The sequence below is a fragment of the Exiguobacterium sp. genome, assembly GCF_020832205.1.
GTDB lineage: Bacteria > Bacillota > Bacilli > Exiguobacteriales > Exiguobacteriaceae > Exiguobacterium.
Map to the genome: position 1 here is coordinate 1 of NZ_JAFIFD010000033.1, position 25,277 is coordinate 25,277.

Consider the following 25,277-nt stretch of genomic DNA (forward strand, 5'->3'; position numbering starts at 1 on the left):
GAGGATTTATCGGAAGCCCGTTCGCTCGGAGAGGAAGAGAACGTCGTCCGCATCATGACGGTGCATAAATCAAAAGGGCTCGAGTTCCCGGTGACGATCGTCGCCCAGCTCGGGAAACAGTTCAACAAACGCGATCAAATGCAACGTGTCATCTTCCATAAACAGTACGGCATCTCACTCGATGCGATTGATGTCGTCACGCGGACGCGCACCGAGACGTTCGTGAAAGAAATGATTCGCCGCGACCTCGACCGGACGATGAAAGCCGAAGAGATGCGTGTCCTGTACGTCGCGTTGACGAGGGCAAAAGAAAAACTGATATTGGTCGGCACCGTCGCCGATCCGGCGAAACAAATAAACGAATGGCTCCATGTCGAACAGACCGGTGCGACACTTGCGGCCGACGCACGCCGCGAGGCGAAGACGTATTTAGACTGGGTCGCCCCGGCGCTATTGAAATTAGAAGGAGCGGCGCCGTTCCTTGAACGGTTCGGACTGCCGGTCTTGTCCGGAACACCGGAAGCGGCGAGATGGACGTATCGTGTCATCGGGGAAGATGATTTGGCCGAGGTCGCGACACTGCAAGAGATGATGGCTCAACTCCATCACGTGAAGCGGTTCGAAGCAATCGACTTCCCGGTCAAACGAGAAGCAGAAGTGAAAGAGACTGTCCGCCGGGCGTTCGACTACATCTATCCGGCCCAAGTGGCGACGGAGACGGCAGCGAAGCAGACCGTCACCGAGTTGAAGCGGGCGATGCAACTTGAACAAGCGGCGTTTGAAGAGACGTTCCGTCCGACCGACACACCGTATCGGGAGCCAAAATGGAAACAGACAAAACAGAGCGGTGCTGAACGCGGGACGACGTTGCACCTCTTGTTCCAATTGCTCGACCCGAACGTGCCGATCGCCCCGCAAATCGACCGGCTCGAGACGCATAACATGTTGAGCCCGATCGAAGCAGAGACGGCACGACTCGCCATCCCGGATATCGAAACGTTCTTTGACGCTCCGGTCGGTCAAGCGCTGACAGAGGCGCTTCGCGCAGGCCGTGCTTGGCGCGAGTTGCCGTTCACATACACGGTCCCGGCAGACCGCGTCAATCCGAACGAGACGTTCTCAGATGAGCGTGTGCTCATCCAAGGGATCATCGACTGTCTGTACAATGACGGGGACACGTACGTCCTCCTTGACTACAAATCGGATTCGGTATTGGCGATGAGCGCGTCACGCGAAGAGGCAGCCCGAAAGCTCGTCGACCGGTACACGGTGCAGTTGTCGCTGTACCGTGAGGCCATCGAGTCGATTTGGGGCATCACCGTCGGCCAGACGCTCATTTACTCATTAGACTTACAAGATGTTGTTGTACTATAATGTAGACGTGATACGTTGGAAGGTGTACGGTTATAAACCGTACGCCTTTTGTTTTGTGCTTATGAAATAAATCCGTTAAAATAATGAAATGGAATGAAAATGGAGGAATCGTCATGGTAAAAATTCTACTCGCAGAAGATGAAGAAGTATTACGCATGCTCGTACTAGATACGTTAGAAGACGAAGGCTACGACATCGATGAGGCGCCAGACGGTCTTGAAGCATATCGCTTGATTGAACAAAACGAATACGACCTCGTAATCGTTGACCATATGATGCCTGGGATGACCGGACTTGAAGTCATTGAAAAAGTAAGAAAGTTGCCGGGACGCCAACATACGAAAGTGATGATGTTGACGGCGAAGAGTCAACAATCTGATCGTGATTGCGCGAACGAGATTGGAGTCGATTACTTTATCTCAAAGCCGTTTAGTCCACTCGAACTTGTGAAGATCATAGGAGGCATCGTGAATTGAACAGATGGTTTAAACAAAAACTCGGACGTGACATCATGGTCGTCCTCTATACGTTCCTCACGGTCGCTTTAATCGGCTCGGGGATTGCCTACTGGTACGTCGAGGATCGTCTTGAAGCGAACGAGGCCCGTCTTCGTGAAGTCGACGAGCGCATTAACCGATTGAATGTGCTTTGGGATGAATGGCAAGGAGCGCAGTACGATTCGCGTGGGTATTTGTTGTTTGGCGACATAACAGCCTTTGAGCGGGCACGTTCCAAAGAGAATGAGTTCCAACAAGAAATCAATTGGTTCAAGAGCGTCGTTCAAACGCGCCAAGGAGAACTGTTCGCGGAAGACTTGCAAAACTTCCACGACTTTTACTTTGATGTGATTCTGCCTGTGACGTATGAGTATGGCGAGTCACGGACGGAAGGGGAAGTGAGTGAGATATTCATCGATCCGGACACGATCGCCTCCCTCCCGACAGCCCAGCGCTTAATTGATCAAGGAGTCGTCCAGTTCAGTCCGGAACGTGGTATCGACACGCTCGGACCGATCAATCAGATCGAGACGTCGCTGACGGATTACAAGACGCTCATGAACAGCGAGAAAGAAAAAGTATACGCCGAATGGCGACAAAACAATAATATTTTACAGTTCTTATGGATTGCGAGCATCGTCTCGTTCGCCGTCTTGATCCTCTTGTTCGTCCAACCGTTCTTACGACGCCAATCCCGTTTAATTTCAAGGCTCTCGGTCGCATCCGACCGTTTGCTCAAAGGAGAAATCGTCGATTTAAGCGACCAGATGGATCGGGAAGACGAAATCGGGACGATGGCCCGCTCGTTCAATAAGATGGCCGAGACGCTTCGTGACAACGAGCGTCACTTGATTGAAAAGAACCACGAGTTACAGGCACAACAAGAAGAGTTGATCGCCCAACAAGAAGAGCTCCAGGCGCAACAGCAAGAACTCGAAGAGATTTTGGAGCAGACCCAACAGAACGAGCAGCACTTGGCGTACCGGAACGAGTTGACGGAGACGCTCGCAGCGCGCGACTCGTTGACGGCTTATCCGGAAATCATCGAGAAGCTCGTCGCCATCACCGACTCCGAAGTCGGGGCGCTCGTCTTCGTCGATGCGACGGGGTCGTTCTCGGTCACGAGCCACGGTTTGAACGAGACGCTCACACGTCAGTTGCTTGACAGTGAGAACTCGGTGTTGACACGGGCGATGACGCTCCGAACGACGGTCCATTCGTCGAAACAAGTCGCGAGCGACCACCCGCTGCCGTATCCGTACTACATGTATGAGACGGCCGTCCCGGTCCACGACCCGACGGACGACTCGATCATCGCGTTCATCTATCTCGTCCGCTACAAAGACCGTTTCACGCAGACGCAGATGGGCGACATCATGTCGTTCGCGCGTCAGCTTTCGCTCTCGCTTCTGCGGATGCGTCTCTTCGAAGAGATGACGCGGGAAAAAGGGAAGACGGAACGAATCCTCGATTCGATCCGCGAGGCGGTCATTTACGTCGAGCATTCGACCGACGACGTGTTCGTCAACCGGCCGCTCTATGAGATGTTCCCGGAGCTTGACGACATCACGTCAAGTGAGCTCGCCGAACTATCATGGAACGAGTGGCGTGAGACGATCGCCACGACGGTCGACCAAGAAGATGATTTCATGACGTATACGGACCGTCTGTTCACGGACGACTTCCCGCATGACAGCGTCAGCTTCTCGATCCGCAAAGGAGAGATGAACTTACAGATGTACGCCGAGCGCATCGTCGTCGGCGGTCTCTCGAAAGGGACGCTTCTCGTCTTCCGTGACATCACGAGTGAGACCGAGGCGGAACGCTTGAAGAGCGAGTTCATCTCGACGATCTCGCACGAGTTGCGCACTCCGCTTTCGTCGATCTATGGATTCACGGAGCTCATGGTCAAGAAGCAGTTGCCAAACGAGAAACAAGCGAAATATTTGCAGACGATCCACGCTGAGACGGAGCGGTTGACGCACCTCGTCAACGATTTCCTCGACGTTCAGCGCATGGAAGCCGGCAGCCAGATGTACGACCGGGAACAGCTCGACATCGAGCCGGTCATCCGCGATATGATGACGTTCTATGAGGCGTCATCGCTAAAACACAAGTTCGAGCTCGTCACGGTCGACGACCGGCCATATGAATTGTTCGCCGACTGTCAGAAGTTCAAACAGTTGATGAGCAACTTGCTCTCGAACGCTGTGAAGTATTCACCACATGGTGGAAAAATCACGGTTGAGCTAGCACATCATGACCAGTCGGTATCAATCAAAGTGAAAGACGAAGGAATCGGCATCCCGAGCGATGCGCTCGATCGCCTATTTGATAAGTTTTATCGTGTCGACAACTCGGACAGCCGTGAAATCGGCGGCACAGGTCTCGGACTCCCGATTTGCCAGGAAATCGTCCGCGGCCACGCCGGTCAGATTCACGTCGAGTCGGTCCAACACCAAGGATCGACGTTCACCGTCGTCATCCCGAGCTACGAGCACGCCGTCCGCGAAGAAGCGCAGACGACGGCTTGATCGAAAATATTTGAGAGGTATGCGGCCGCATACCTCTCTTTTTATGTCTCGGCTTGACCGGTCACCGGTTTATTCGTGTACAATAAGAATTGTATATGACTAAAAGGGGGATTCATGAATGCCATTGACTGCATTCCTACACACACACGTGACGAGCTGGATCTTACTTCTCGTCTTGTTCGCTGTCGCCTACATCGGCTACAAGAATGGCAACAAGAGCGGTAAGATCGCGCATATGGCGTTTCGCCTCATGCTCCTCGTCGCGTTCGGTACAGGTCTTTACTTGTACTTGCAATTGAACGGCGGCGGTATGTTCTACCACGTGAAGATCACGGTCGGTTTGTTGACGCTCATCTTCGGGGAGATGACACTCATCCGTCTGAAAAAAAGAAAACCTACAACTGCCATGTTTGGCGGTTTCGTGGTACTCTCGCTCGTGACGATTTTCATCGGTTACGCGCTGCCGTACGGCCAGTCGTTTTTCAGCAACTTTATTTAAGTCAAAGTCCCGCTTCGCACATCGAAGTGGGATTTTTTTGTTTGTCCTCAAATTATTAGGGGAAAATAAAAAAATCAGTGATAACGATGATGAGGTGAAACGATGGATCAACAGATGAATGAATGGTCGCGCGTGCTCCATGCGCGGAGATGGATGAAGCAAACCGAGTCGTTCTTGCCGTTATGGCACGGCTATATCGGATATAAGTACGGTTTATTTGATGCGCTCCAAGGCGGGGCGAGCTATGCGGAAATGACGCTCCGCTTGAAGCAGCCGTTGACGAAACTCGCGCTCGAGCGTTGGCTCGATGTCGGTGTCGCCGTCCGTCATTTGAAGAAGAAAGGATGGCGCTACTACCCGACGCGCAGTCTGAAGTACCAACTGTCCCATGAAGACGAGCGCAGCATCGGGTTCATGCTGCAAGAAATGATGGAACTTCATATTCCAGCCTTGATCGCCTATCCGGACTTTTTAGAGTCGGGCAAGCAAAAAACGTTCGATGGAGCGACGCACGGCCAAGTCGTCGCCCAGACGTCGACACTCGTCGAGACGGTCGCGTTCCCGATCGTCCAACAATTGTTGCGTCAAGCCGACGTCAAGACGATGCTCGATATCGGTTGTGGTCACGGCGGCTATTTGCGTAAGCTCCATGGCCTCGAGCCGGATTGGAAGTTGACCGGCATTGACTTAGAGGAAGACGTCATCGAAGAAGCGCGGGAACAAGAGGATACGGGCGAGATTCGATACGAAGTGGCCGACTTTATGGAATGGGACCATGACGAGCGATTCGATGCTGTCATGATGAACAACATGCTCTATTACTTTTCTCCTGAACAACGGATCGAGTTGCTCGGACGCATGCTCGAAAACTTGGACGAGCAAGGCGTGGCTGTCCTCGTCACCCCGCTCGCCGAGACGCCGCTCGGTGCTCGGTTCGCCTCGGCGTTCAACGCGTTCATGACGCTTCATGACAATTTATATCCACTCCCGACGATTCGTGCGCTCCGTCGCCAAATGCAACAAGTCGGCTTCGAGAACGTCCGCTTCATCCCGTTCATCCCGGAAGGTTCTTGGTACATCGTCATCGCCGAGCGAGGCGTTTGACACATCGCGGACACATGGCGAGCCGATTCAGATTTGAACTTGTCTCGACTCATTTCTATAATGGAGTAGAAGCATAAGAGACTATTCACATAGGGAGTTGTTCAACGTGTCGGATAAAAGAGTTGCAGTCATCGGTGCCGGGCCAGGAGGTCTCGCCGCCGCCATGATGTTGGCGAGCCGCGGTGTGGAAGTGACCGTGTTCGAGAAACAGCCGTTCGTCGGTGGACGGACGTCACGTCTACAAGTCGGGGAGTTCGCGTTTGATCGTGGCCCGACTTTTTTGAATATGCCTTACATTTTAGAAGAGATCTTTGAAGAGACGGGTCGAAACCTCCACGACTACGTCGACATGAGACGGCTAGAGCCGATGTATGACCTTTATTTTGACCGAGGACGACGCGTCTTATCGATGACGACCGATCGCGACGAGATGCACCAGGCGATCGAGGAACAGTTCCCTGGAAACGGTGAAGGGTACGAACGGTTCATGGCCGAACAGGCGATCAAACTTTCGAAATTGATGCCGGTCCTGCAGACGGCGCATGACAAGTTGACGGACTACGTCTCGACACGCGTGTTGAAGGCGTTACCGTTTCTATCAATCGGCAAATCACTTTACGATGTGTTGTCGGACTATTTCACGAGCGAAGAACTGAAGTACGCGTTCACGTTCCAGGCTAAATACCTCGGCATGTCGGCGTGGGACTGTCCGGGCGGGTTCTCGATCTTATCGTACATGGAGCACGCGTATGGCGTGCATCATCCGATTGGCGGCGTGAACCAGCTTTGTACGGCGATGGCCCGTGTCATCGAAGAAGAAGGCGGTTCGATTCGCCTCGGCGAATCGGTCGACCGGTTGTTGCTCGACGGGAAACGTGTGAACGGGCTCGTCGCGAACAACGTCCATTATGCGTTTGATGAAGTCATCATCGGCGCCGATTTTGCCCAAGCGATGACGTCGCTCGTCCCGGAAGGAACGCTCACGCGTTGGAGCCCGCAACAGTTGCAGAAGAAGCGCTATTCGTGCTCGACGTTCATGCTCTACCTCGGTCTCGACCGGTTGTATGATGACGTCGGTCACCATACGATCCATTTCGCCGACGACTACGAACGGAACGTAAAAGAGATGACGCAAGACTTAAAATTGAGCGACGATTTCTCGTTCTACGTTCAAAACGCGTCTAGAATCGACCCGACGCTCGCACCGGCCGGTAAATCGTCATTGTACGTCCTCGTCCCGGTACCGAACAACTTGTCCAACTTGCCATGGGAGACGCTTGAGGCGAAGATGACCGAGCGCGTGCTCGATGCGCTCGAGACGCGTTCACCGTATCGAAACGTCCGCAACCATATCGAAGTGATGCAGGCGCTCACGCCGCACGATTGGGAAGCGTTCGGCGTGTATGAAGGCGCGACGTTCAACTTAGGGCATAACTTGTCGCAAATGATGTACTTCCGTCCGCACAACCAATTCGAAGAGCTTGACCACGTTTGGCTCGTCGGCGGCGGCACGCATCCCGGAAGCGGATTGCCGACGATTTTTGAGTCGGCGCGCATCACAGCTAACTTGCTTAGGGACCGGGCAGGTGTCGGCCAATGAAGATCGGTTTCGTCGGGGCCGGCATCGGGTCGCTCTACGCGGCTCTCTTGCTGACCCATAAGCATCCGTCGCTCGACATCACGATTTATGAGAAGGAAGATCGAGTCGGGGGCCGTCTCAACTACGTCGAGTTTGAAAACGGCGCCCGCGTCGATGAAGGTCCGACGATTGTGCTGTTGCCGAGCAAACTGAAGAGCCAGTTGAGAGAAGCGGGCTTTCCGGAGCACGAGCTCGAACTGCTCGAAGTCGACCCGCTTTATCGTCTCCGCTACGAAGACGGGACGACGTTTTACAAGTATCGCGACATCGAGCGTCAGGCCGAGGAAGTGGAGCGCATGTTCGGCGAAGGGGACGGGTTCCGCCGCTACATGGGGCAGAAGCGGGAAGAGTACGCGATCGGATTCGAGACGTTCCTCGACCGCGGCTACAAGGCGAAGTCGGATTTATTCGAACCGAAGTTGTTGCTCCTCCTCATGCGCTTGAAAGCGTATGAGACCGCCCATGAGAACATGAAACGCTTCTTCAAAGATGAACGTCTGCGTGTCGCCTATAGCCTCCAGACCCTCTATATCGGCGGGAACCCGTATGCCACACCATCGCTGTACGGACTCATCCCGTATCGGGAGCAAGAAGAAGGCATCTGGTACGTTAAAGGAGGATATTTCTCTTTGGCGACGAAACTAGAACGTGAGTTGAAAAAACGGGGCGTCACGTTCCGCATGAACGCGGCCGTCGAGCGTGTCGTCGTCGAGGACGGTCGAGCTAAACAACTCATCGTCAACGGCGTGCGCGAAACGTATGACGCGGTCGTCGTCAACGGCGATTTCCCGCTCATGGAACGACTCATTGACGGCGTCAAACCGAAGGCGTATGAACCGTCGAGCGGCACGTTGCTCTTGTATTTCACCGTAGCCGGGGAGATCGACCTTCCCGTGCATCAATTTGATTTGCCGAATGATTTCGCCGGTTCGATGCAGACGATCTTCGAAGATGGTAAACTAAGCGAGTATCCGGCGATGTATACGTTCAATCCGTCACGCATCGATGCGACGCTCGCGCCGGACGGGACGAGTGTGCTTTATGTGCTCGTACCGGTGCCGCGCAAGTTAGAGCGCGAACATGTTGAAGCGAGTGGGACGATCGATCATCTCGTCTCGCGAATCGAAGCGATGGTGCCGGACTTTGCGGACCGTGTCCTCGAGATGAAAGTTCGCACACCGATGGACGCGGAACGGTTTGGGTTGTTTGAAGGCGGTAGCTTTGGCATCGCCCCGAAACTTTCCCAATCGGCCGCATTTAAACCGCAAGCGCGTCCGTATGCGCATATCGATCGGCTCTACGCCGTCGGTGCATCGGTCCATCCGTGCGGCGGGGTACCGATCGTCATGATCGGGTCGCAGCTGTTAGTAAAGAGAATGGAAGAAGAAATGGGGGCATCGTATCATGACGACACAAGAAGCGTATCGTCAATGTGAGGAAATCATGAAGAAAGGCTCGTTGACGTTTTATCGGGCCTTCTCGTTGCTCTCAAAGCCTGACCGCCAAGCAGTGACAGCCGTCTATGCGTTTTGTCGAACGTTAGATGATGCGGTGGATGAATCAGATCGACCAGAAGAAAGCTTGGCGGAGTTTTTGCAGGCGTTCGACCGCTTTTTGGCCGGGGACGAACAAACGGATGCCTTATGGGTGGCGCTCCGCGACGTATGGGGGCGGTATGACATGGACGTCGAACCGTTCTTTGAACTCGCCGAAGGCATGAAGTGGGACTTACATAAGTCGCGCTACGCGACGCTAGAAGAGACGGAGCAATACGGTTACTACGCGGCGAGCACCGTCGGCTTGATGCTGTTGCCAATCCTCGTGCCGCATCCAGAAGAGGCGATGAAGGCTGAACTGAAACAAGGGGCGATTGACCTCGGCATCGCCATGCAATTGACGAACATTTTGCGTGACGTCGGTGAGGACTTGAACCGGGACCGTATTTATGTGCCCCGTGACGTACTCGAACGACATGGTATGACCGAAGCGGATTTGTTGGCGCGCACGGTCTCGCCTGCATTCATCAACGTCTGGGAGACGCTAGCAGAGCGGGCTGAAGCGCTCTACGCGAGCGCCCGGAAGACGCACCGCCTCTATCCGCCGGCCAGCCGAAAGCCCGTTCAGGCCGCGGCGTTGTTGTACGAAGGGATATTAGATGCGGCCCGTCGAAACGATTACGACGTCTTCACGAAACGGGCCTACGTGTCGACGCTTCAAAAAGGAAAGTTGTTGGCCAAGTTATGAACGAGAAAAGTGATTGCTTTGGCGGTCGCTTTTTTTGTGCACAAAAAAACCACTTTTGGCGGGGGACCAAAAGTGGCGTAAGCGTTATGTTGACCCGTTCATCGGGGAAACGAACGGATCGGTTTGTGATGAACACCTAAAGATGTGCCTCGTCTCATGGGGAATGACACGATGGGGCATCTTCGCTGAAACAGGATGCTTGATGGACTAAGGGGGAACATCAGATGCATGCTGATCCAGCTGCGGTATACGAGTGGGGAAACTCGCTCATCACTTTTTCTCGGGTGTGACAAGTTCAAAACGCGATTGGCTCGGGGAAGCCATTCGATCGCTACAGGTGTAACAGACGTTACAAAACTGCTTGAACTCGAATATGATATTATCACGTCTGCAACTTGTCGACAAGTGTCGAATCTTCTGTTCACAAAATGTTCAAATTGTCAGAGGTATGTCCTCCAACATCGAGCGGGCCGCCAACTGTCCTGAAAGCGTGACCATCGGGCTGCCGCCGCCAGGATGGGTCGAACCCCCTGCGAACCAGATGTTCGAGACGTCTTCGGACCGGGCCGACGGGCGGAAGAAAGCACCTTTTTTAGAATTGGCCGACGTTCCGTAGAGTGCACCGTAATACGCATAAAAGTCACGCGTTAAATCGTGCGGGGTGACGCGGCGGTGGAACATGACGTCCGCATCGTCCCACTCGACCCCGAACTTTCGGAGGCGTCGGCGGATCAAGTGTTCATACGTCTCGGCATCGATGTCCGTCAAGTTGGCCGGGGCGTTGACGAGGATGAACAAGTTGTCACCGGCCTCGCCCATCGCCGGGTCCGTGTAAGACGAGTTCGAGATGTAAATCGTCGGTTCGTCAGCATAGCGCTCTTCTTCGAATAATGCTTGGAACTCGGCCTCATAGTCGTCTGAGAAATAGACGTTATGGTGCGCCAAGTTCAAACGCTTGTTCAGTCCGACCATGATGACGAACGCCGAAACGGACGGTTCGACCGTATCGCGTGTCGGTACCGGGAACGACGGTCGGTGTTTTGTTTCGACGAGTCGTGGATATTGGGTGAGCAGTTCACCGTTCAATAGTACCGCGTCACACGACAGCACTTCCTCGTCATCGATGACGACGGCATGGGCCTTGCCGTCTAACACTTCGATTTTTGTGACTTCGTGACCGAGCTTGAATTCGACCCCGAGCTCGCTCGCCCGTTTGGCGAACCCTTTCGCGATCGTCCAGTTGCCGCCTTTCGCATAGTAGACGCCGTCGTTCAATTCGAGGTGCGAGATGAGCGCGAACGTGCCCGGCGTCACATACGGGCTGCTGCCGATATACGTCGCATAGCGGTCGAGCGCTTGGATGATACGCGGGTCTTTGAAGTACTTTTTATGGAGCGAGTGTAAGCTCTTCAACGGATGGACTTTCATCATGTCCGCCCAGAGACCCGTATCCATCTTCGTTTCCATTCGGGTGAAGAAGCGGTTGTTCGCGATATCGAACAGTTTCTCGGCCTCATCTAAGTATTCGGCGAGTTGGTTCTTGTCGGCTTTGTCCCCGGTCAAACGCCGAATCTCTTCTTCCATCTGTTCGCGGCCCGAGTGGAACGTAAGCGTCGACCCGTCGGGGAAATGATTGACCGTATGCGCATCGAGTTTGACGAGTTCGAAGTAGTCTTCCGGGCTGGCCCCGCTGTTTCGGATGACGGAACGGAACACATCTGGCATCGTGATCGTGTTCGGGCCGAAGTCAAAGCGGTGGCTGTCCGTGATGACGGGCATGAGCTTTCCGCCGACGTGTTCATTTTTCTCAATGACGGTCACATCGTAACCGCGAGCCGCAAGCGTGACGGCGGCGCTAAGGCCGCCGAGACCGGCTCCGATAATGGCAATCTGTTTCATGGCTTTCTGCCTCCTGACGTTTTTCTAAGGGTACATCCGGCCCTTCCATGTGATCGGTTGTCGTCTCCATTTTCGGATGACCGCGCTCGATAATAAAGCCAAGTAAGCGACGAGGCTGAACGGATGGAGCCAAAAGAATCGTCCGCCGGATTTCAAGTCGATGGCGAGTCTTGCGAGGAGCACAAATAGCACTGCCCCGAGCGACATCAAGTCGGGTCGGAAGAGGAGCGCGACAAACGCTGACAATTGGAGACCGTAATACATAAAGAAATAAAGGGCGATGCCCACTGATTCATTCATTCCCTTGAATACGTTTTTTGAAAACCCGTTCCACACTTCTTCGTTCGTCGCATACATGTCACACGTGATGTAAGGAGACACTTGGACGAGCGATGTCACTTTCTTCCGGCGTTTGAACTCCCGGCATAAATCGATGTCATCAATCAACGAGTCGTGAATCGAGGCGTGGCCGCCGACGTCATCATAACTCTTTCGTTCGACGAGAACGTTCATCCCGTTCGCGGCGGCGAAGGCAGGGTGACGGACTTTCCGCCAAAACAACGGCAAATGTTGGGCGATCAAGACGTGTTGCATCGGAATGAGCAACTTGCCGAGCCATGTCGGTGTCGGGAAGCGGGGGAAGCCTGACAAGAAGACGGCATGTTCGCGGATGAGTGTCCCGTGCATACGCCCGATGAACGTGGGGTCGATTGTCACGTCGGCGTCAAGGAAGAGAAGATACGGTTCGGCCGTCCGTGACGCGAGCTGGTGACAGGCGTGCACTTTACCGGCCCAACCTTGGGGGAGCGGGACGCCTCGGAAGATGGTGAAGCGTTCATCGCCATCGATTTCGCGGATGAGCGCGTCGTATGTCTTGTCTTCCGAACGATCTTCATACAGGTAGACGTGACACCTTGCCGGCAGGGCCGACTTCAGGCTCGCGATCAACTTCGGCACGTTCCGCTCTTCGTTACGAAGCGGGATGCAGACGGCGGTCGGTGGAGCTGAGACCGGTGTGGTGAGCGGCCGTAAGAAAAATAAGTTAACGAGCGTGAAGACGAGCATGAGCAAGGTGAGCGAAAAAATGATCATCGGCCACCCCTCACAATCTGAAGCAGGCGCTCCGTCCAATCGCTAAGACTGCGTTTTGGCGGGAAGAGTGCGACGTAACGGTCTGACTTCGAAATCACGTCATCTCGTGTATCGTCATACAACCGTTCGAGTGCTTCGGCGAGTTCTTGTTTTTGAAGCCGTCGCGTCTCCGAGACGACCGTATGGTTTCGGAAGCGGACGTAGACGACCGGAGAAGCGTGAGACTCGAACGCATAATAAATCGCGCACAGTTTCACGTCAGATTTTGACAGCAACATCGTCGCCCCCGTACCGATTTCGACGGGGCGATGCTCTTGTGGGTACTCGCGTCCTTGCGGGAACATCCACACGGATTTCCCATCGTCTAACAAGGACGCCGCGTAAGCGAGCGACGCCCGGACGTCAGAGAGCTTTCCTTTCTTGATTGAGAACGCCCCTAAATGGCGAAAGAACGGAAAACGCCGTAAACCGTCTTCGTCCATCAACACGTGGACGTCATGCCGTAAGTAATGTTCGTTCAACATCAATAAGATGAGCCCGTCCCACCACGAACTATGGGTCGCTAAAAATAGACCGGGTGTCGGGACGTCGTCGGCCCGGACGTAGATCGTATGGAAGAACGGGCGGATTTGCCGTTCTTTGACGAAAACGGAAAAGACATCATTGAACCATTTCTTTTTGTTCGCTTCGATCATGTCGTACCCTCCGTTCGATAAAGATGACGCCGGCCGTCACGATGCTGAGCACGCCGATGCCGTACAACCCGGCGTTCACCGCCGTGACGCCGAACAAGGCGTGCAACATCACGAACAAATAGCGTCCGTGCGTCAACAAGAGCGGTTCGGCCTCGACCTCGTATCGGTCAAGGAGCCAAGAGAAGATGAGCGACAAACCGAACCAGCCGACAAAGTTTTGGGTCGGGATATCATAATAGAACCCGTCGTTCGCCCATTCCCAGTAACCTTTCACGTTCGCGGCGACCGGATCGATCGCCATGTCGAGCCAGACAGCAAGGAACGGGACGAGCCAAAGCGTGCGGCGTTTGAAGTTGAACGACCGAGCGACGGCGAAGCTCGCACCGATGACGGCGAGCCAAGCCGCCCCAATCGTGACCGGGACGCCGAACACGGTCGGCCCGAACGCCTCCGCGTACAAATATTCACTGAACGGGAATCCCGTTTTGACACCGAGCGTCTCGACGGCGATCGACCCGAAAAAGATGAACGGGACGATATAGCGGGCATGACGGACCCCGTCCGCGATGACCCAGCCCCCGATAGCGCCGGCAAGCCATAAAAACACCGGGTTCGCCCATTCGAGCCAACTCGGGAGTAAATCGAAACCGACCAAGATGAGGCCGATTCCATACCAAACGACAAACCATTTCCAAATCCATGGATAAACTTTCATTTCATCACCTCTCTTACCATTCTAAAGAGGTTTTCAGCGGGCGTCTAATGAATGCGTGCACAAAAAACGAGCTCCTGTTGTAGGAGCTCGTCAGTTAGCCATACTTTTTCGTTTTTTGACGAACGAGAAGGCGATGAACAGAACGTAGAACGTAACGGCGATGAACCAGAACGATGGCCATTCCTTCCATCTTGCGAAAATCATATACGTCAAGTAGACGAGGCTGACCGTGATAATGAACGAGTGGCGCGGTAGCGGGACGTCTTTGAAACTTGGGATCCGCACGCGGCTGACCATGAGCAAAGCGAGCCCCGTGAAGAAAATCGGGGTGAGCAGTTCACTGACGCGGTCGCCGAACGTCGTAACGACAGCGAGCAAGCCACCGGCGGCCGTGATCGGGACACCTGAGAAATAGCTTGCGGTCACGTTTGTCGCCGACAAGTTGAAGCGGGCCAAACGGTACGCACCGAACAACGGGAACAAGGCGGCGAAAAAGAGGCCGTAGTTGCCGTAGTCGATGAAGAACGTGTAGTAGGCGAGCAAGGCCGGAGCCACGCCGAACGTGACGACGTCGGCGAGTGAGTCGAGCTCTTTCCCGAAGTCACCTGCCACCCCGAGCATGCGGGCGAGCCGGCCATCGAGGCTGTCGAGCATCATCGCGATGATGATCAGGAGCGTCGCATTCGAGAAATCGCCTCGTGCGGCGTAAACGATGGCGATGACGCCGCAAAATAAGTTACCGAACGTAAACGAGTTAGGAACCCAGGACCGGATTCTTTCTTTCCACATAATATTGCCTCCATCTTTTTCATTGAGTGAACCAGCGGCCGTTAATGAAACGGAGCAGGTCGTCTGGCGTGAGTTCAAGTTGGGCGCCGCGTTTTCCGGCTGAGATGATGATCGTGTCTTTCTGTTTGGCACTTTCGTGCACGAAGACCGGGAACGCTTTTTTCGAGCCGATCGGTGACACGCCCCCGCGGATGTATCCAGTGAGTGCCTCGAGTTCCTTCATCGGGACCGGGGAGGCTTTCTTGGCGCCCCATGCTTTCGCCGCCGCTTTCAAGTCGACGTCTAGGTCTCCCGGGATGAGGAAGAAGGCGTGGCGCTTCTGTTCATTCTCGAGGCAAATCGTTTTATATAATTGGTCGAGCGGCTTGCCCATCGACGCTGCGACGTGACTGGCTGAGACGTCAGACGGGTCCACGTCGTACGTGTGGAACGTGAACGGAATCTTTCGTTGCTTCAATTGCCGAGCGGCGTTCGTCAGTTGCATCAAGCCCACCCTTTCCATGAATGACTCCTCTAAGAATAGCAAATAGTGGCAGTGTCGGGCAATCGAACTCGCAAAGTTTTCGTGACAGGAAGGAGACAGAATGGAAGATAGCGAAATGAATAGTGATTCATTTATAAAGGGGGAAATGACGATATGGAAACGATTCAAGTCGAACGGCGCAACAGGGTAGGGTGGCTCAAATGGAATCGTCCTGAAAAATTGAACGCCTTGAACGCGACACTTTTACGAGAAGCGGCCGAGGGGCTCCTCGCGCTCGAGTCTGACGATGAAGTGCGTGTTATCGTGCTCGTCGGGGAAGGACGCGCCTTCTCGTCCGGGCAAGACTTGACGATCGAGAGCGATGCCGACTACGGAACGTATTTAGAAGACGTGTACCATCCGCTCGTGCGGGCACTCGAAGGATGCAAGAAGCCCTTGATCGCGGGCATTCACGGTGTCGTCGCAGGGGCGGGACTCAGTCTAGCGCTTGCGGCCGATGTCCGCATCGTCGCCCGCTCGACGAAGTTCAGCTCAGCGTTCATCAAAATCGGTCTCGTCGCCGATGCCGGCGGGCCATATCATTTGAGCCGGCTGATGCGTCCGGATCTCGCCCTCGATTGGATGTGGAGCGGTCGGACGATCGATGCGGAACAAGCGGAACGGTACGGACTCGTCACCGAACTCGTCGAGGATGAGGCGTATCCAACACGTCTCACGGATTACGCCGAATCGCTCGCAGCGAAGTCGCCGCCGGCCGTGCAAGGGATGAAGGCGCTCCTTCGTACGACATCGTTCGAACAAAGTCTTGAAGAAGAAATCCACTGGCAACGCGAGTGCGGCAAGACCGAAGTCCATCAACAGGCGATGCAAGCGTTTTTAAGCAAAAAATAAGAGAAGCGGTCAACACGACCGCTTCTCTTATTTTGATTATGAAGCTGGTTTCGGTTCGAATTGGAACCCTTTCTGTTGCCACGTCCCATACTTCCAGCGACGGAAGGCGAAGAAGCCGCGGAACCACTCATCGAGTGAGAAGGCGAGCCAAATACCGAGAATGCCGAGCCCCATTTGGAGACCGAACACGTAGCTGAAGACGACGGCGACGCCCCACATCGAGGCGATTCCGATCATGACCGGGAAGCGGACGTCACCGACCGATTTAAGCGATCCCATCAAGACGATGTTCATGGCACGACCAGGCTCGAGGATGAGTGTCGCCCACAGGATTGGGATGCCGACGGCGATAATATCCGGGTTCGACGTGAACAAGCCGAGCAGCGACTTTCCGAACACGGCGAGACCGAGCGATGCGACGAGTGACGAGAACATGGCGATCTTCAGCGTCCGGACGGCGCGGGTGTAGGCTTCCTTGAACCGTTTCCCGCCGATATCCCGGGCGATGAGCAATTGTGTCCCTTGCGCGATGGCGACAGTGAACAGGAACGCGAGCATCGACAAGTTCATGACGTACACACGGGCGGCCAGTGACGCTTCTCCCATCGTGGCGATGAACCCGGTGATGATGATTTGAGAGAACTGATACGACAAGTTCTCACCGGCGGATGGTACCCCAATTTGAAGGAGCGCCTTGATGTCATCACCTTGCGGGCGAATCAACTCTTTGATCGGGAAACGGAGCATGAGACGCCGTTTGACGATCCAGAACAAGAGTACCATCGCCGCAAAACGTGCGATGACGATAGCCCATGCGACACCGGCGACGCCTGTCACCGGCAAACCGAACCATCCGGTGACGGCAAGCATCGCCCCGATGGCCGTGATGATGTCGATGAGGAGCGTCGCAAGCATGGCGTGTTTCGTCATGCCGTGGCTGCGAAGGACGGCGCTCAGTGCCATGATGAGCGCTTCGGTGAAGAGGGACAGGCCGACGATTTGCAAGAACAACAGACCGTGGGCGAACAGCTCATCGGATAAGCCGAAAAGACGAAGGAACGTCTCACCGAACAAGAAGACGACGGCGACCATGACGACGCCGAGCCACATGTTCAGGCTGACGGCGGAACGAGCGAAATCGCGGCTCTTCTTCATCCGACCGGCACCGATCGCCTGACCGATCAAGATGGTCGCACCGACTGAGGTGACGCTGAAGACGATCAAGAAGACGTTCAACAATTGGTTGGCGACCCCGACCGCTGAGGCGGCGGCATCGGAGTAATGGGCGAGCATGAGCGTGGCGATGATCCCTGTCCCCATATGGAGCGCGAGCTCGATGAAAATCGGCCACGATATTTTGAATAAGCTGAGCTGTTCGGTGTCTTTGTTCGGCATGTGTATTCTCCCTTGTTTCTACAATTCTCTCTATGAAATATTTACGATTTAAAATTCACAAATGTCATGTTACTCCTTTTGAAATGAAAAAGAAAGGGATTTGGTAAATTATTTTCAACAAAAAAAACACCTGCCGAAGCAGGTGTTTGTAGAAAATCATTTCATCTTCAAAATCGTCGTTCCGTAAGGAGCAAGTTCGACTTCAAGCGACTCCAAATCGCGGTCGTTGAGCAAGTCGTAAGCGCTTCCTGTGTGGCCGAGCGGGTTGAGGATTGATGTCGTGTCTGAGTTATTGAAGTATATCAAATACGTCTCGTCTTTCGTGCACCGTTCGATGATAAGTGCATTGTCTTCGTCATCGACGAGGTTAAAGCGATACGTGCCGGAATTGGCGAGTACCGGATGGTCTTTGCGCAGTTGGATCAACTTCTTCGTGAAGTGGAACAACTCGCGGTCTTCTTGTTCCTCGTCCCATGGCATGCAGCGTCGGCAGCCTGGATCTTGTTCTCCTTCGAGTCCAATCTCATCCCCATAATAAATACATGGGCTGCCTGTATACGTGAGCATCGATGTCATGAGGAGTTTGAACTTGCCTTTATGACCTTTCGTTCTCGTCAAGGCACGTGGTGTGTCGTGGGAGTCAATCAAGTTGAACGTCACTTCGTTCACGTTCATCGTGTTCATCATCTCGACGCGCGTCAGTTCGTCTCGGAACTGGGACGCCGTTGTCCGGTCGAGCGCGAAATAGTTCAAGCTCGCGTTCGTGAACGGGTAGTTCATGACTGCATCCAACTGATCGCCTTTAAGCCATGGTTGGGCGTCATGCCAAATCTCGCCGAGGATGTAGGCGTCCGGGTTCGCTTGTTTCACGGTACTGCGGAAGTCTCGCCAGAACGCATGGTCGACTTCGTTAGCGACGTCTAGGCGCCACCCATCGATGCCGAACTCCTCGATCCAATAACGCGCAACTTCTAATAAGTAAGCTTTGAGCGCAGGGTGCTCGGTGTTAATTTTCGGCATGTTCTTTTCGAACGCGAACGTGTCGTAGTTCGGCTTCGGCGTCGTCTCAATTGGGAAGTCACGCAAGTAGAACCAATCTCGATACTCAGAGTGGGGACCGTTCTCGACGACGTCTTGGAACCACGGATGGTGGTACCCGACGTGGTTGAACACGGCGTCGAGCATGACTTTGATCCCGTTCGCATGAAGCAAATCGACGAGTTCTTTAAATTTCTCTTTCGTCCCGAACTGCGGATCAATCTCCATATAATCGAGCGTGTCGTATTTATGGTTCGTCGTCGCTTTGAAGATCGGGCAGAAATAAATGCCGGTAATCCCAAGGTCGACGAGATGGTCGATGTGGTCGATGACCCCTTGGAAATCCCCTCCGAAGAAGTTTGTGATCGTCGGCTCGGTACTGTTCCACGGAAGCGTCTCTTCTGGATTGAGCGACGGATCACCGTTTGCGAACCGGTCCGGGAAGATTTGATACCATACCGTGTCTTTCACCCAAGAAGGTGCGTGGAAAATATCGATCGGGTTGATGAACGGGATACAGAAGTAGTACCCGGTATCGTCGAGCGGTTTATCCTCGAACCAGCCTTTCTCTGTGAAGACGGCCGTTTCGTTGCCGTCATGAAGACGGAAGCCGTAGCGGAGACGGCGGAACGGAGGCTTGATTGCGATGAACCAATAGTCGTATTGGTCATCGTGGCCGATTTTCTCCATCGGTGTCTCGAACGTGCGCCAGTAGCTTGGCTTGTCCGGGTCGAAGTTCCACATGGCTGGATCTTCCGAGTGCCAGTCGTAAGGGTCGTTCCAAATTAAGTCAACTGATTGGATATCATTTCTTTTTGTATGAAAACGAATGTGAATCGTCTCCCGGTCATACTTATAAACGAAAGGGGACATGGCGCGATGATAAATAGCTTCTTTGATCAAGTGAAATCGTTCCTTTCTCTATTGGGGATATAACCATTTTACACTGTCGGTTCTGAAATGAAACAACAGTTGCGAAAACGTTTGCTCAAGCAAAGGTTAATAAAGCGTTTACATTTTGTCAATCGTACATTTCGATAATTATTGAAGAAACGGCGGCAAAAAATTAAAAAAGAGATAAATGGGTTAATGGCAATAAAAAATCCTAAAAAAAAGACTTGTAAAACGCTTACACAACTGTATAATAAAAATTGAGGTGAGGATGCAAACGTTTTCACTGAACGACTGATTTCGTAGCGGAGTTGAATAAAATCAGTCGTTCGGTACGATTGCGCAAATCTGACCATACTAATTTCCTTGGGGAGGTTTTTCATCATGAAGATGAAAAAGATGGTAGCAGGACTTTCAACAGCAGTATTCGCATTCGGTGCACTTGCTGCATGTGGTGGCGGTACGGATAACGGTTCGACGAACGAAGGCGGTTCTTCTAGCGAGAACAAGCCAGAAAAAATCGTAATCTGGGAAGATATTGAAAAGTCGGAAACGACGAAAGAAGTTGCGAAGGCGTTTGAAGAAGAGCATGGCGTGAAAGTCGAAGTTGTCGAAGTACAAATGACAGACCAAAAAGACAAACTCGCGCTTGACGGTCCGGCCGGTAAAGGTCCAGACATCGTCCTCGTCCCACACGACCAAATCGGAACGATCGCTGACCAAGGTCACTTGAACCCGCTCGCTGACGAAGGCGCACTTGACGCGTTCACAGACGCTTCGAAGTCAGCTGTCATGTTCGACGGTCAAGCTTACGGTTACCCGAAATCAGTTGAAACACCAGTCCTCATGTTCAACAAGGACTTAGTGTCTGAAGCACCTGCGACAATGGATGAATTGTACGAATTGTCGAACGACGTAAAAGGTGATGGCGAGTACGGTTTCCTCGGTCTTTGGGATAACTTCTACTTCGCACACGGCGTCATCGCTGGCTTCGGCGGTTACGTGTTCAAAGAAGATGGCGGCGCGCTCGACCCTAACGACATCGGCTTGAACAACGAAGGCGCAGTTGAAGGATTTGACTACATCGGCAAATGGTACCAAGAAGGCCTCTTCCCTAAAGGGTTGATCGGCGAGTCTGGCGGCCAAGCGATGGACCAACTCTTCACTGAGAAGAAAGCACACACAGTCATGAACGGACCATGGGCCGTAGCTGGTTACCAAGATGCCGGCGTCAACCTCGGAGCGGCTGCAATGCCAACACTTCCGAACGGTGAGCCAATCAAGACGTTCATGGGCGTGAAGACGTACGCGCTCTCAGCTTACACAGAGAACCAAGAGTGGGCTGAAATGTTCCTCGCAGAACTTACGAACGAAGAGAACGCATTGAAAATGTTTGAAGCTTACAACGAGATCCCACCAGTAGCTGCTCTTGAGTCGAACGAGACAATCACGTCGAACGAAGTAGCGAAAGCGGTATTCGATCAAGCAACAAACGCGATCCCAATGCCTAACATTCCTGAAATGGGACAAGTTTGGGAGCCAATGGCACAAGCACTTCAGCTCGTGGCAACTGGCAAGCAAGATGCACAAAAATCAGCTGACGATGCTGTAAAAGTCATCGAGCAACAAATCCAAGCGAACAACCAATAAGGAACTGAAATGATGGGGTACGCCGACTGGCGTTCCCCCTCATTTTCTAGAATTGAGCAAACGCTTGCTCGATTGATTTGCTCAAATTGAAAGGAGAAATTGAGGATGGCTTCAATTGCGAACCCTAAAACGCCGGAGCAACGCCCGGACAAACCGACCAACCATGCTCGGAACGCCGCATTACTCTCGATCATTCCGGGAGCCGGACAGTTCTATAATAATCAACGTGCGAAAGCGATCGCTTTCTTTATCGTCATCATGTCTTATTTCGCAGTAAACTACGATCTATTTTTCAAAGGCGCGGGCGCAGGACCTGGCGACCGTGGTGGCCTTTGGGGATTGATCACGCTTGGCGAAGTAGCAGGACCTCGTAACGACCACTCCATCTTCTTGATGGTAGAAGGTATTGTCGCATTAATCTTACTGTTCTTCGGGATTGCGTTTTATATCTGGAACATTCGTGACGCTTACCGAGTCGGTCGCATTCGTGATCAGCACCTAAACGTGCCATCGTTCCAAGTGCAGCTTCGCAACTTGCGTGACCACGGATTCCCATACTTGATGTTGATCCCGTCACTCATCTTGCTCGTCTTCACTGTCGTCTTACCGCTTATCTTCACGTTCTTGATCGCTTTCACGAACTACCGCTATAACAACGCACCACCGGCGAAACTCGTCGAGTGGGTCGGGTTCAGCAACTTCACGAGCATCTTCCAAATCGACATCTGGCGTGATACGTTCGTCAGCGTTCTCGGTTGGACGCTCGTCTGGACGGTCGCTTCAACGGTCGGTGTCATCGCGATCGGGATTTTCCTCGCGGTTCTCTTGAACCAAGAAGGGCTCAAGTTCCGTCGTTTGTTCCGTTCGATTTTGATTTTGTCGTGGGCCGTACCGGCGTTCATCACGATCTTGATTTTCCGCTCGATGTTCAACGAATCGTTCGGCGTGTTCAACACGACGATCCTTCCGGCGTTCGGGCTTGATCCGATCAGTTGGATGACCGATCCGACGGCGACGCGAAGCGCGCTCATCTTGATTCAGTGGTGGCTCGGCTTCCCGTTCATCATGACGCTCATGACCGGTGTGTTGCAGTCGATCCCGGGTGACTTGTATGAAGCCGCGACGATTGACGGCGCGACGATCTTCGACAAGTTCCGCTTGATCACATTACCGATGCTCTTGTTCGCAACAGCACCGATTCTCATCACGCAGTTCACGTTCAACTTTAACAACTTCAACTTGATTTATCTCTTCAACGGTGGGGGACCAGCTGTGCCAGGACAGACGGCCGGCGGTACCGACATCTTGATCTCATGGATTTACAAATTGTCTCTCGGTGCCAACCCGCAATACGGACTTGCGGCTGCGATCACGCTCATCTTGTCATTCTTCATCATGACACTTGCCGTCATCCAGTTCCGTCGGACAAAATCTTTCAAAGACGAGGATATGATTTGATATGAAAAAACAAAGACGAATCAATCTAGCGCTCTCGTATGTCATCTTGACGCTTGCGTCGATCATCATACTCTATCCGATGCTTTGGGTAGTGGGGACGTCGTTTAACCCGGGTCGTACGATTACATCGAAAATCATTCCGGACAACCCGACGCTCATTCACTATAAAAACTTGTTTGATCTAACGATTTCGGATTATAGTTTATGGTATGTGAATACATTGAAGATTGCCTTCATCACGATGGCGCTCGCGGTCATTCTCGTCACGATCACCGGCTATGTATTCTCGCGTTACCGTTTCGTCGGACGGAAGAACTCGCTCATCTTGTTCCTCGTCTTGCAAATGGTCCCGCAATTCGTGGCGATCATCGCGATTTACGTGCTTTTGAACATGCTCGGTCTTCTTGACACGCATACGGCGCTCATCCTGCTGTACGCCGGCGGGGCGATTCCAATGAACACGTATCTCGCCAAAGGTTACTTCGATACGATTCCGAAAGAGCTCGATGAAGCCGCTCGGATGGATGGTGCCGGTCACCTTCGTATCTTCTGGCAAATTATTTTGCCGCTCGCGAAGCCGATTGTCGCAACGATCGCCCTCTTCAACTTCATGGGCCCGTTCAACGACTTCATCTTGGCATCGCTCGTCCTTCGTACACCGGAGAAACAGACGCTTGCGGTTGGTCTTTACAACATGATTTCTCGACAGTTCGACAACAACTTCACGTTGTTCGCGGCAGGCGCCGTCCTTTCGGCCCTTCCAATCGTGCTCTTGTTCTTCGTGTTCCAGCGCTACTTCGTCTCGGGTCTCACTGCAGGTGGTACGAAAGGATAATACTCACTTAAGGGGGAAGCGATATGAGGCGAGGCGTCGTGCTCGTTCTCCTGTCGCTTCTTTTGTTTCCTACAGTCGTCGGAGCGAAAGAAGCAGCAACATGGGAACAGGAACGCATGTACTTTATTATGGTCGACCGGTTCGTTGACGGGAATTCCGATAACAACGACCAAGTCGACAAAGATGACCCGAAAGCCTTCCATGGCGGAGACATTCGAGGCGTCATTGAAAAGCTCGATTACATCGAGTCGCTCGGTTTCACGTCCATTTGGTTGACGCCGGTATTTGAAAACATGCCGGACGGCTACCACGGCTATTGGATTAAAGATTTTTATGAAATCGACCCGCAGTTCGGGACGAAAGAAGATTTACAGGAACTCGTGGACGAGGCACATAAACGGGACATGAAAGTCATCCTCGATTTCGTAGTCAACCACGTCGGCCCGGGTCATCCTTGGGTCGAAGAGAAGCCAGACTGGTTCCATGACGAGTTACCGATCGTTTTATGGAACGATCAAGAACAAGTCGAGACCCATTGGCTCTTTGACTTGCCGGACTTTAAAACGGAAGACCCGGAAGTGAAGGACTATTTGATCGAGGCGGCGACGTACTGGATTGAAGAGACCGGCATCGACGGCTATCGTCTCGATACGGTCCGTCACGTCGACAAGCCGTTTTGGGAAGAGTTTGTGCAAGCGGTCCGAGAAGTCGACTCTGACTTTTATTTGCTCGCAGAGGTGTTCGATCCTAACCCTCAATATGTGGCCGAATACGATGACCTAGGCTTTAACAGCATCACGAACTTCACGTTTTATGACCGCGTCGCCAAGACGATGGCTCAAAAACAGGCGAACGTCGATGAAATCGACGTGGCCGCGAGCTACGCCCAGACGTTCTTTAACGACCCGAACCAAATGGCGACGTTCCTCGACAACCACGACGTGGAACGGTTCATGCACGTCGCCGAACGCGGCGGTGCCGAGTCGGCTGAACGCCGCTTGCGACTCGGATTGTTCGCTTTATACGCGTCGCCGGGTATGCCGATCGTCTTTCAAGGGACGGAGAACGCGCAGCCAGGCGGCGCCGATCCGGCGAACCGGGAGATGACCGATTTCCCTGGAAATGAAGACTTGCAAGGATACGTCGCGACGATGAATCGAATGCGTGCCGAATATCCTGTGTTCGCAACCGGCGAACAGCGACTTATCGCGTCCGAGGACGGGATGGCCGTATTCGAGCGCCGGGACGGCGATGACGTCGCCTTGTATGCCATCAATATGAACGAAGAAGACAGAGAGATTCAATTCGAGGTAAGCGAAGTCGGTGAAGACACACGCCTTCGCGGTCTCCTGTTCTCACAACTCGTCACTGAAAAACGCGGTACGTTCACGATCAAACTTTCCGGCGAGAGCGCCAACGCCTACATCGTCGAGGAATCGGAAGTGAACATGTGGACGATTGGCTTGCTCGTCATCGCCATCCCGATCTTTTTGACGGGACTTGTGATGTGGAAGCGGCGCCGCGGCGCGAACTGACCGATGTCAGGGAAGTTAG

At 53.3% G+C, this 25,277-nt stretch carries 21 protein-coding genes; 13 read left to right on the forward strand and 8 right to left on the reverse strand.

Annotated elements, in window-relative coordinates; genetic code table 11:
- The 8 genes from JJU47_RS07465 to JJU47_RS07500 all read left to right on the forward strand — a co-directional run.
- On the forward strand, nt 1–1,374 hold a 1,374-nt coding region (locus tag JJU47_RS07465), incomplete at its 5' end, for a 3'-5' exonuclease (protein WP_228617772.1).
- A gap of 113 nt (nt 1,375–1,487) precedes the next feature.
- Nucleotides 1,488–1,850 carry a response regulator gene (locus JJU47_RS07470; RefSeq protein ID WP_021066686.1) on the forward strand — a complete coding sequence of 121 codons (363 nt, stop codon included), beginning with the start codon at nt 1,488–1,490 and terminating at the stop codon, nt 1,848–1,850.
- Complete coding sequence (locus tag JJU47_RS07475) at nt 1,847–4,405, forward strand: HAMP domain-containing sensor histidine kinase (protein ID WP_228617775.1); 2,559 nt, start codon at nt 1,847–1,849, stop codon at nt 4,403–4,405. Before JJU47_RS07470 ends, JJU47_RS07475 begins: the two co-directional genes overlap by 4 nt.
- Before the next feature lie 118 nt (nt 4,406–4,523).
- Nucleotides 4,524–4,904 carry a YisL family protein gene (locus JJU47_RS07480; RefSeq protein WP_228617777.1) on the forward strand — a complete coding sequence of 127 codons (381 nt, stop codon included), beginning with the start codon at nt 4,524–4,526 and terminating at the stop codon, nt 4,902–4,904.
- Nucleotides 4,905–5,006: 102 nt separating this feature from the next.
- Nucleotides 5,007–6,008, forward strand: coding sequence for a class I SAM-dependent methyltransferase (locus JJU47_RS07485; RefSeq protein WP_228617781.1), 1,002 nt, complete (start codon nt 5,007–5,009; stop codon nt 6,006–6,008).
- 106 nt (nt 6,009–6,114) lie between these two features.
- A complete protein-coding gene (locus JJU47_RS07490; protein ID WP_228617783.1) occupies nt 6,115–7,608 on the forward strand; it encodes a phytoene desaturase family protein in 1,494 nt (497 codons plus the stop codon).
- Nucleotides 7,605–9,083: a phytoene desaturase family protein gene (locus tag JJU47_RS07495; RefSeq protein ID WP_228617785.1), complete on the forward strand. Its 1,479-nt coding sequence runs from the start codon at nt 7,605–7,607 to the stop codon at nt 9,081–9,083. Before JJU47_RS07490 ends, JJU47_RS07495 begins: the two co-directional genes overlap by 4 nt.
- Complete coding sequence (locus JJU47_RS07500; RefSeq protein ID WP_228617787.1) at nt 9,052–9,891, forward strand: phytoene/squalene synthase family protein; 840 nt, start codon at nt 9,052–9,054, stop codon at nt 9,889–9,891. Before JJU47_RS07495 ends, JJU47_RS07500 begins: the two co-directional genes overlap by 32 nt.
- Nucleotides 9,892–10,323: 432 nt before the next feature.
- Here JJU47_RS07500 and JJU47_RS07505 read toward each other — a convergent pair whose 3' ends face one another.
- From JJU47_RS07505 to ybaK, 6 genes are all read right to left on the reverse strand, one after another.
- Nucleotides 10,324–11,790: a phytoene desaturase family protein gene (locus tag JJU47_RS07505; RefSeq protein ID WP_228617790.1), complete on the reverse strand. Its 1,467-nt coding sequence runs from the start codon at nt 11,788–11,790 to the stop codon at nt 10,324–10,326.
- Nucleotides 11,791–11,814: 24 nt separating this feature from the next.
- A complete protein-coding gene (locus JJU47_RS07510; protein ID WP_228617792.1) occupies nt 11,815–12,882 on the reverse strand; it encodes a glycosyltransferase family 2 protein in 1,068 nt (355 codons plus the stop codon).
- The gene (locus tag JJU47_RS07515; RefSeq protein ID WP_228617794.1) at nt 12,879–13,577 is read right to left on the reverse strand and encodes a lysophospholipid acyltransferase family protein; all 699 of its coding nucleotides are present in this window, start codon (nt 13,575–13,577) and stop codon (nt 12,879–12,881) included. Before JJU47_RS07515 ends, JJU47_RS07510 begins: the two co-directional genes overlap by 4 nt.
- Nucleotides 13,543–14,292 carry a carotenoid biosynthesis protein gene (locus tag JJU47_RS07520; RefSeq protein WP_228617797.1) on the reverse strand — a complete coding sequence of 250 codons (750 nt, stop codon included), beginning with the start codon at nt 14,290–14,292 and terminating at the stop codon, nt 13,543–13,545. Before JJU47_RS07520 ends, JJU47_RS07515 begins: the two co-directional genes overlap by 35 nt.
- Nucleotides 14,293–14,382: 90 nt before the next feature.
- A complete protein-coding gene (gene pssA, locus JJU47_RS07525; RefSeq protein WP_029335775.1) occupies nt 14,383–15,081 on the reverse strand; it encodes a CDP-diacylglycerol--serine O-phosphatidyltransferase in 699 nt (232 codons plus the stop codon).
- A 19-nt stretch (nt 15,082–15,100) separates the two neighbouring features.
- Nucleotides 15,101–15,565 (reverse strand): Cys-tRNA(Pro) deacylase, encoded by a 465-nt coding sequence (ybaK, locus tag JJU47_RS07530; protein ID WP_228617799.1) that lies wholly within the window; start codon nt 15,563–15,565, stop codon nt 15,101–15,103.
- Nucleotides 15,566–15,718: 153 nt separating this feature from the next.
- On the opposite strand from ybaK, the gene JJU47_RS07535 reads away from it, so the two are divergent.
- Nucleotides 15,719–16,456: an enoyl-CoA hydratase/isomerase family protein gene (locus JJU47_RS07535; protein ID WP_228617801.1), complete on the forward strand. Its 738-nt coding sequence runs from the start codon at nt 15,719–15,721 to the stop codon at nt 16,454–16,456.
- 36 nt (nt 16,457–16,492) lie between these two features.
- Here the strand turns inward: JJU47_RS07535 and JJU47_RS07540 are convergent, their stop codons facing one another.
- Together JJU47_RS07540 and JJU47_RS07545 are read right to left on the reverse strand one after the other, a co-directional pair.
- A complete protein-coding gene (locus JJU47_RS07540) occupies nt 16,493–17,851 on the reverse strand; it encodes an MATE family efflux transporter (protein WP_228617803.1) in 1,359 nt (452 codons plus the stop codon).
- 156 nt (nt 17,852–18,007) lie between these two features.
- Nucleotides 18,008–19,792 (reverse strand): glycoside hydrolase family 13 protein, encoded by a 1,785-nt coding sequence (locus JJU47_RS07545; RefSeq protein ID WP_228617806.1) that lies wholly within the window; start codon nt 19,790–19,792, stop codon nt 18,008–18,010.
- 372 nt (nt 19,793–20,164) lie between these two features.
- Between JJU47_RS07545 and JJU47_RS07550 the strand changes: the two genes are divergently transcribed.
- The 4 genes from JJU47_RS07550 to JJU47_RS07565 all read left to right on the forward strand — a co-directional run bounded on the left by JJU47_RS07550 (nt 20,165) and on the right by JJU47_RS07565 (nt 25,258).
- Nucleotides 20,165–21,430: an extracellular solute-binding protein gene (locus tag JJU47_RS07550; protein WP_228617808.1), complete on the forward strand. Its 1,266-nt coding sequence runs from the start codon at nt 20,165–20,167 to the stop codon at nt 21,428–21,430.
- A gap of 105 nt (nt 21,431–21,535) precedes the next feature.
- Entirely contained in the window at nt 21,536–22,888 is a 1,353-nt protein-coding gene (locus tag JJU47_RS07555) for a carbohydrate ABC transporter permease (protein WP_228617811.1), read from the forward strand.
- A 1-nt stretch (nt 22,889) separates the two neighbouring features.
- Complete coding sequence (locus tag JJU47_RS07560; protein WP_228617814.1) at nt 22,890–23,723, forward strand: sugar ABC transporter permease; 834 nt, start codon at nt 22,890–22,892, stop codon at nt 23,721–23,723.
- 23 nt (nt 23,724–23,746) lie between these two features.
- Nucleotides 23,747–25,258, forward strand: a complete 1,512-nt coding sequence (locus tag JJU47_RS07565) for an alpha-amylase family glycosyl hydrolase (protein ID WP_228617817.1) — start codon at nt 23,747–23,749, stop codon at nt 25,256–25,258.
- Nucleotides 25,259–25,277 lie beyond the last annotated feature (19 nt).

Coding starts and splice junctions, on each gene's coding strand:
- JJU47_RS07470 (WP_021066686.1), top strand. CDS start 1,488: ATGGTAAAAATTCTACTCGCAGAAGATGAAGAAGTATTACGCATGCTC.
- JJU47_RS07480 (WP_228617777.1), top strand. CDS start 4,524: ATGCCATTGACTGCATTCCTACACACACACGTGACGAGCTGGATCTTA.
- JJU47_RS07485 (WP_228617781.1), top strand. CDS start 5,007: ATGGATCAACAGATGAATGAATGGTCGCGCGTGCTCCATGCGCGGAGA.
- JJU47_RS07495 (WP_228617785.1), top strand. CDS start 7,605: ATGAAGATCGGTTTCGTCGGGGCCGGCATCGGGTCGCTCTACGCGGCT.
- JJU47_RS07500 (WP_228617787.1), top strand. CDS start 9,052: ATGACGACACAAGAAGCGTATCGTCAATGTGAGGAAATCATGAAGAAA.
- JJU47_RS07505 (WP_228617790.1), bottom strand. CDS start 11,790: ATGAAACAGATTGCCATTATCGGAGCCGGTCTCGGCGGCCTTAGCGCC.
- JJU47_RS07510 (WP_228617792.1), bottom strand. CDS start 12,882: ATGATCATTTTTTCGCTCACCTTGCTCATGCTCGTCTTCACGCTCGTT.
- JJU47_RS07515 (WP_228617794.1), bottom strand. CDS start 13,577: ATGATCGAAGCGAACAAAAAGAAATGGTTCAATGATGTCTTTTCCGTT.
- JJU47_RS07520 (WP_228617797.1), bottom strand. CDS start 14,292: ATGAAAGTTTATCCATGGATTTGGAAATGGTTTGTCGTTTGGTATGGA.
- pssA (WP_029335775.1), bottom strand. CDS start 15,081: ATGTGGAAAGAAAGAATCCGGTCCTGGGTTCCTAACTCGTTTACGTTC.
- ybaK (WP_228617799.1), bottom strand. CDS start 15,565: ATGCAACTGACGAACGCCGCTCGGCAATTGAAGCAACGAAAGATTCCG.
- JJU47_RS07535 (WP_228617801.1), top strand. CDS start 15,719: ATGGAAACGATTCAAGTCGAACGGCGCAACAGGGTAGGGTGGCTCAAA.
- JJU47_RS07540 (WP_228617803.1), bottom strand. CDS start 17,851: ATGCCGAACAAAGACACCGAACAGCTCAGCTTATTCAAAATATCGTGG.
- JJU47_RS07550 (WP_228617808.1), top strand. CDS start 20,165: ATGAAGATGAAAAAGATGGTAGCAGGACTTTCAACAGCAGTATTCGCA.
- JJU47_RS07555 (WP_228617811.1), top strand. CDS start 21,536: ATGGCTTCAATTGCGAACCCTAAAACGCCGGAGCAACGCCCGGACAAA.
- JJU47_RS07560 (WP_228617814.1), top strand. CDS start 22,890: ATGAAAAAACAAAGACGAATCAATCTAGCGCTCTCGTATGTCATCTTG.
- JJU47_RS07565 (WP_228617817.1), top strand. CDS start 23,747: ATGAGGCGAGGCGTCGTGCTCGTTCTCCTGTCGCTTCTTTTGTTTCCT.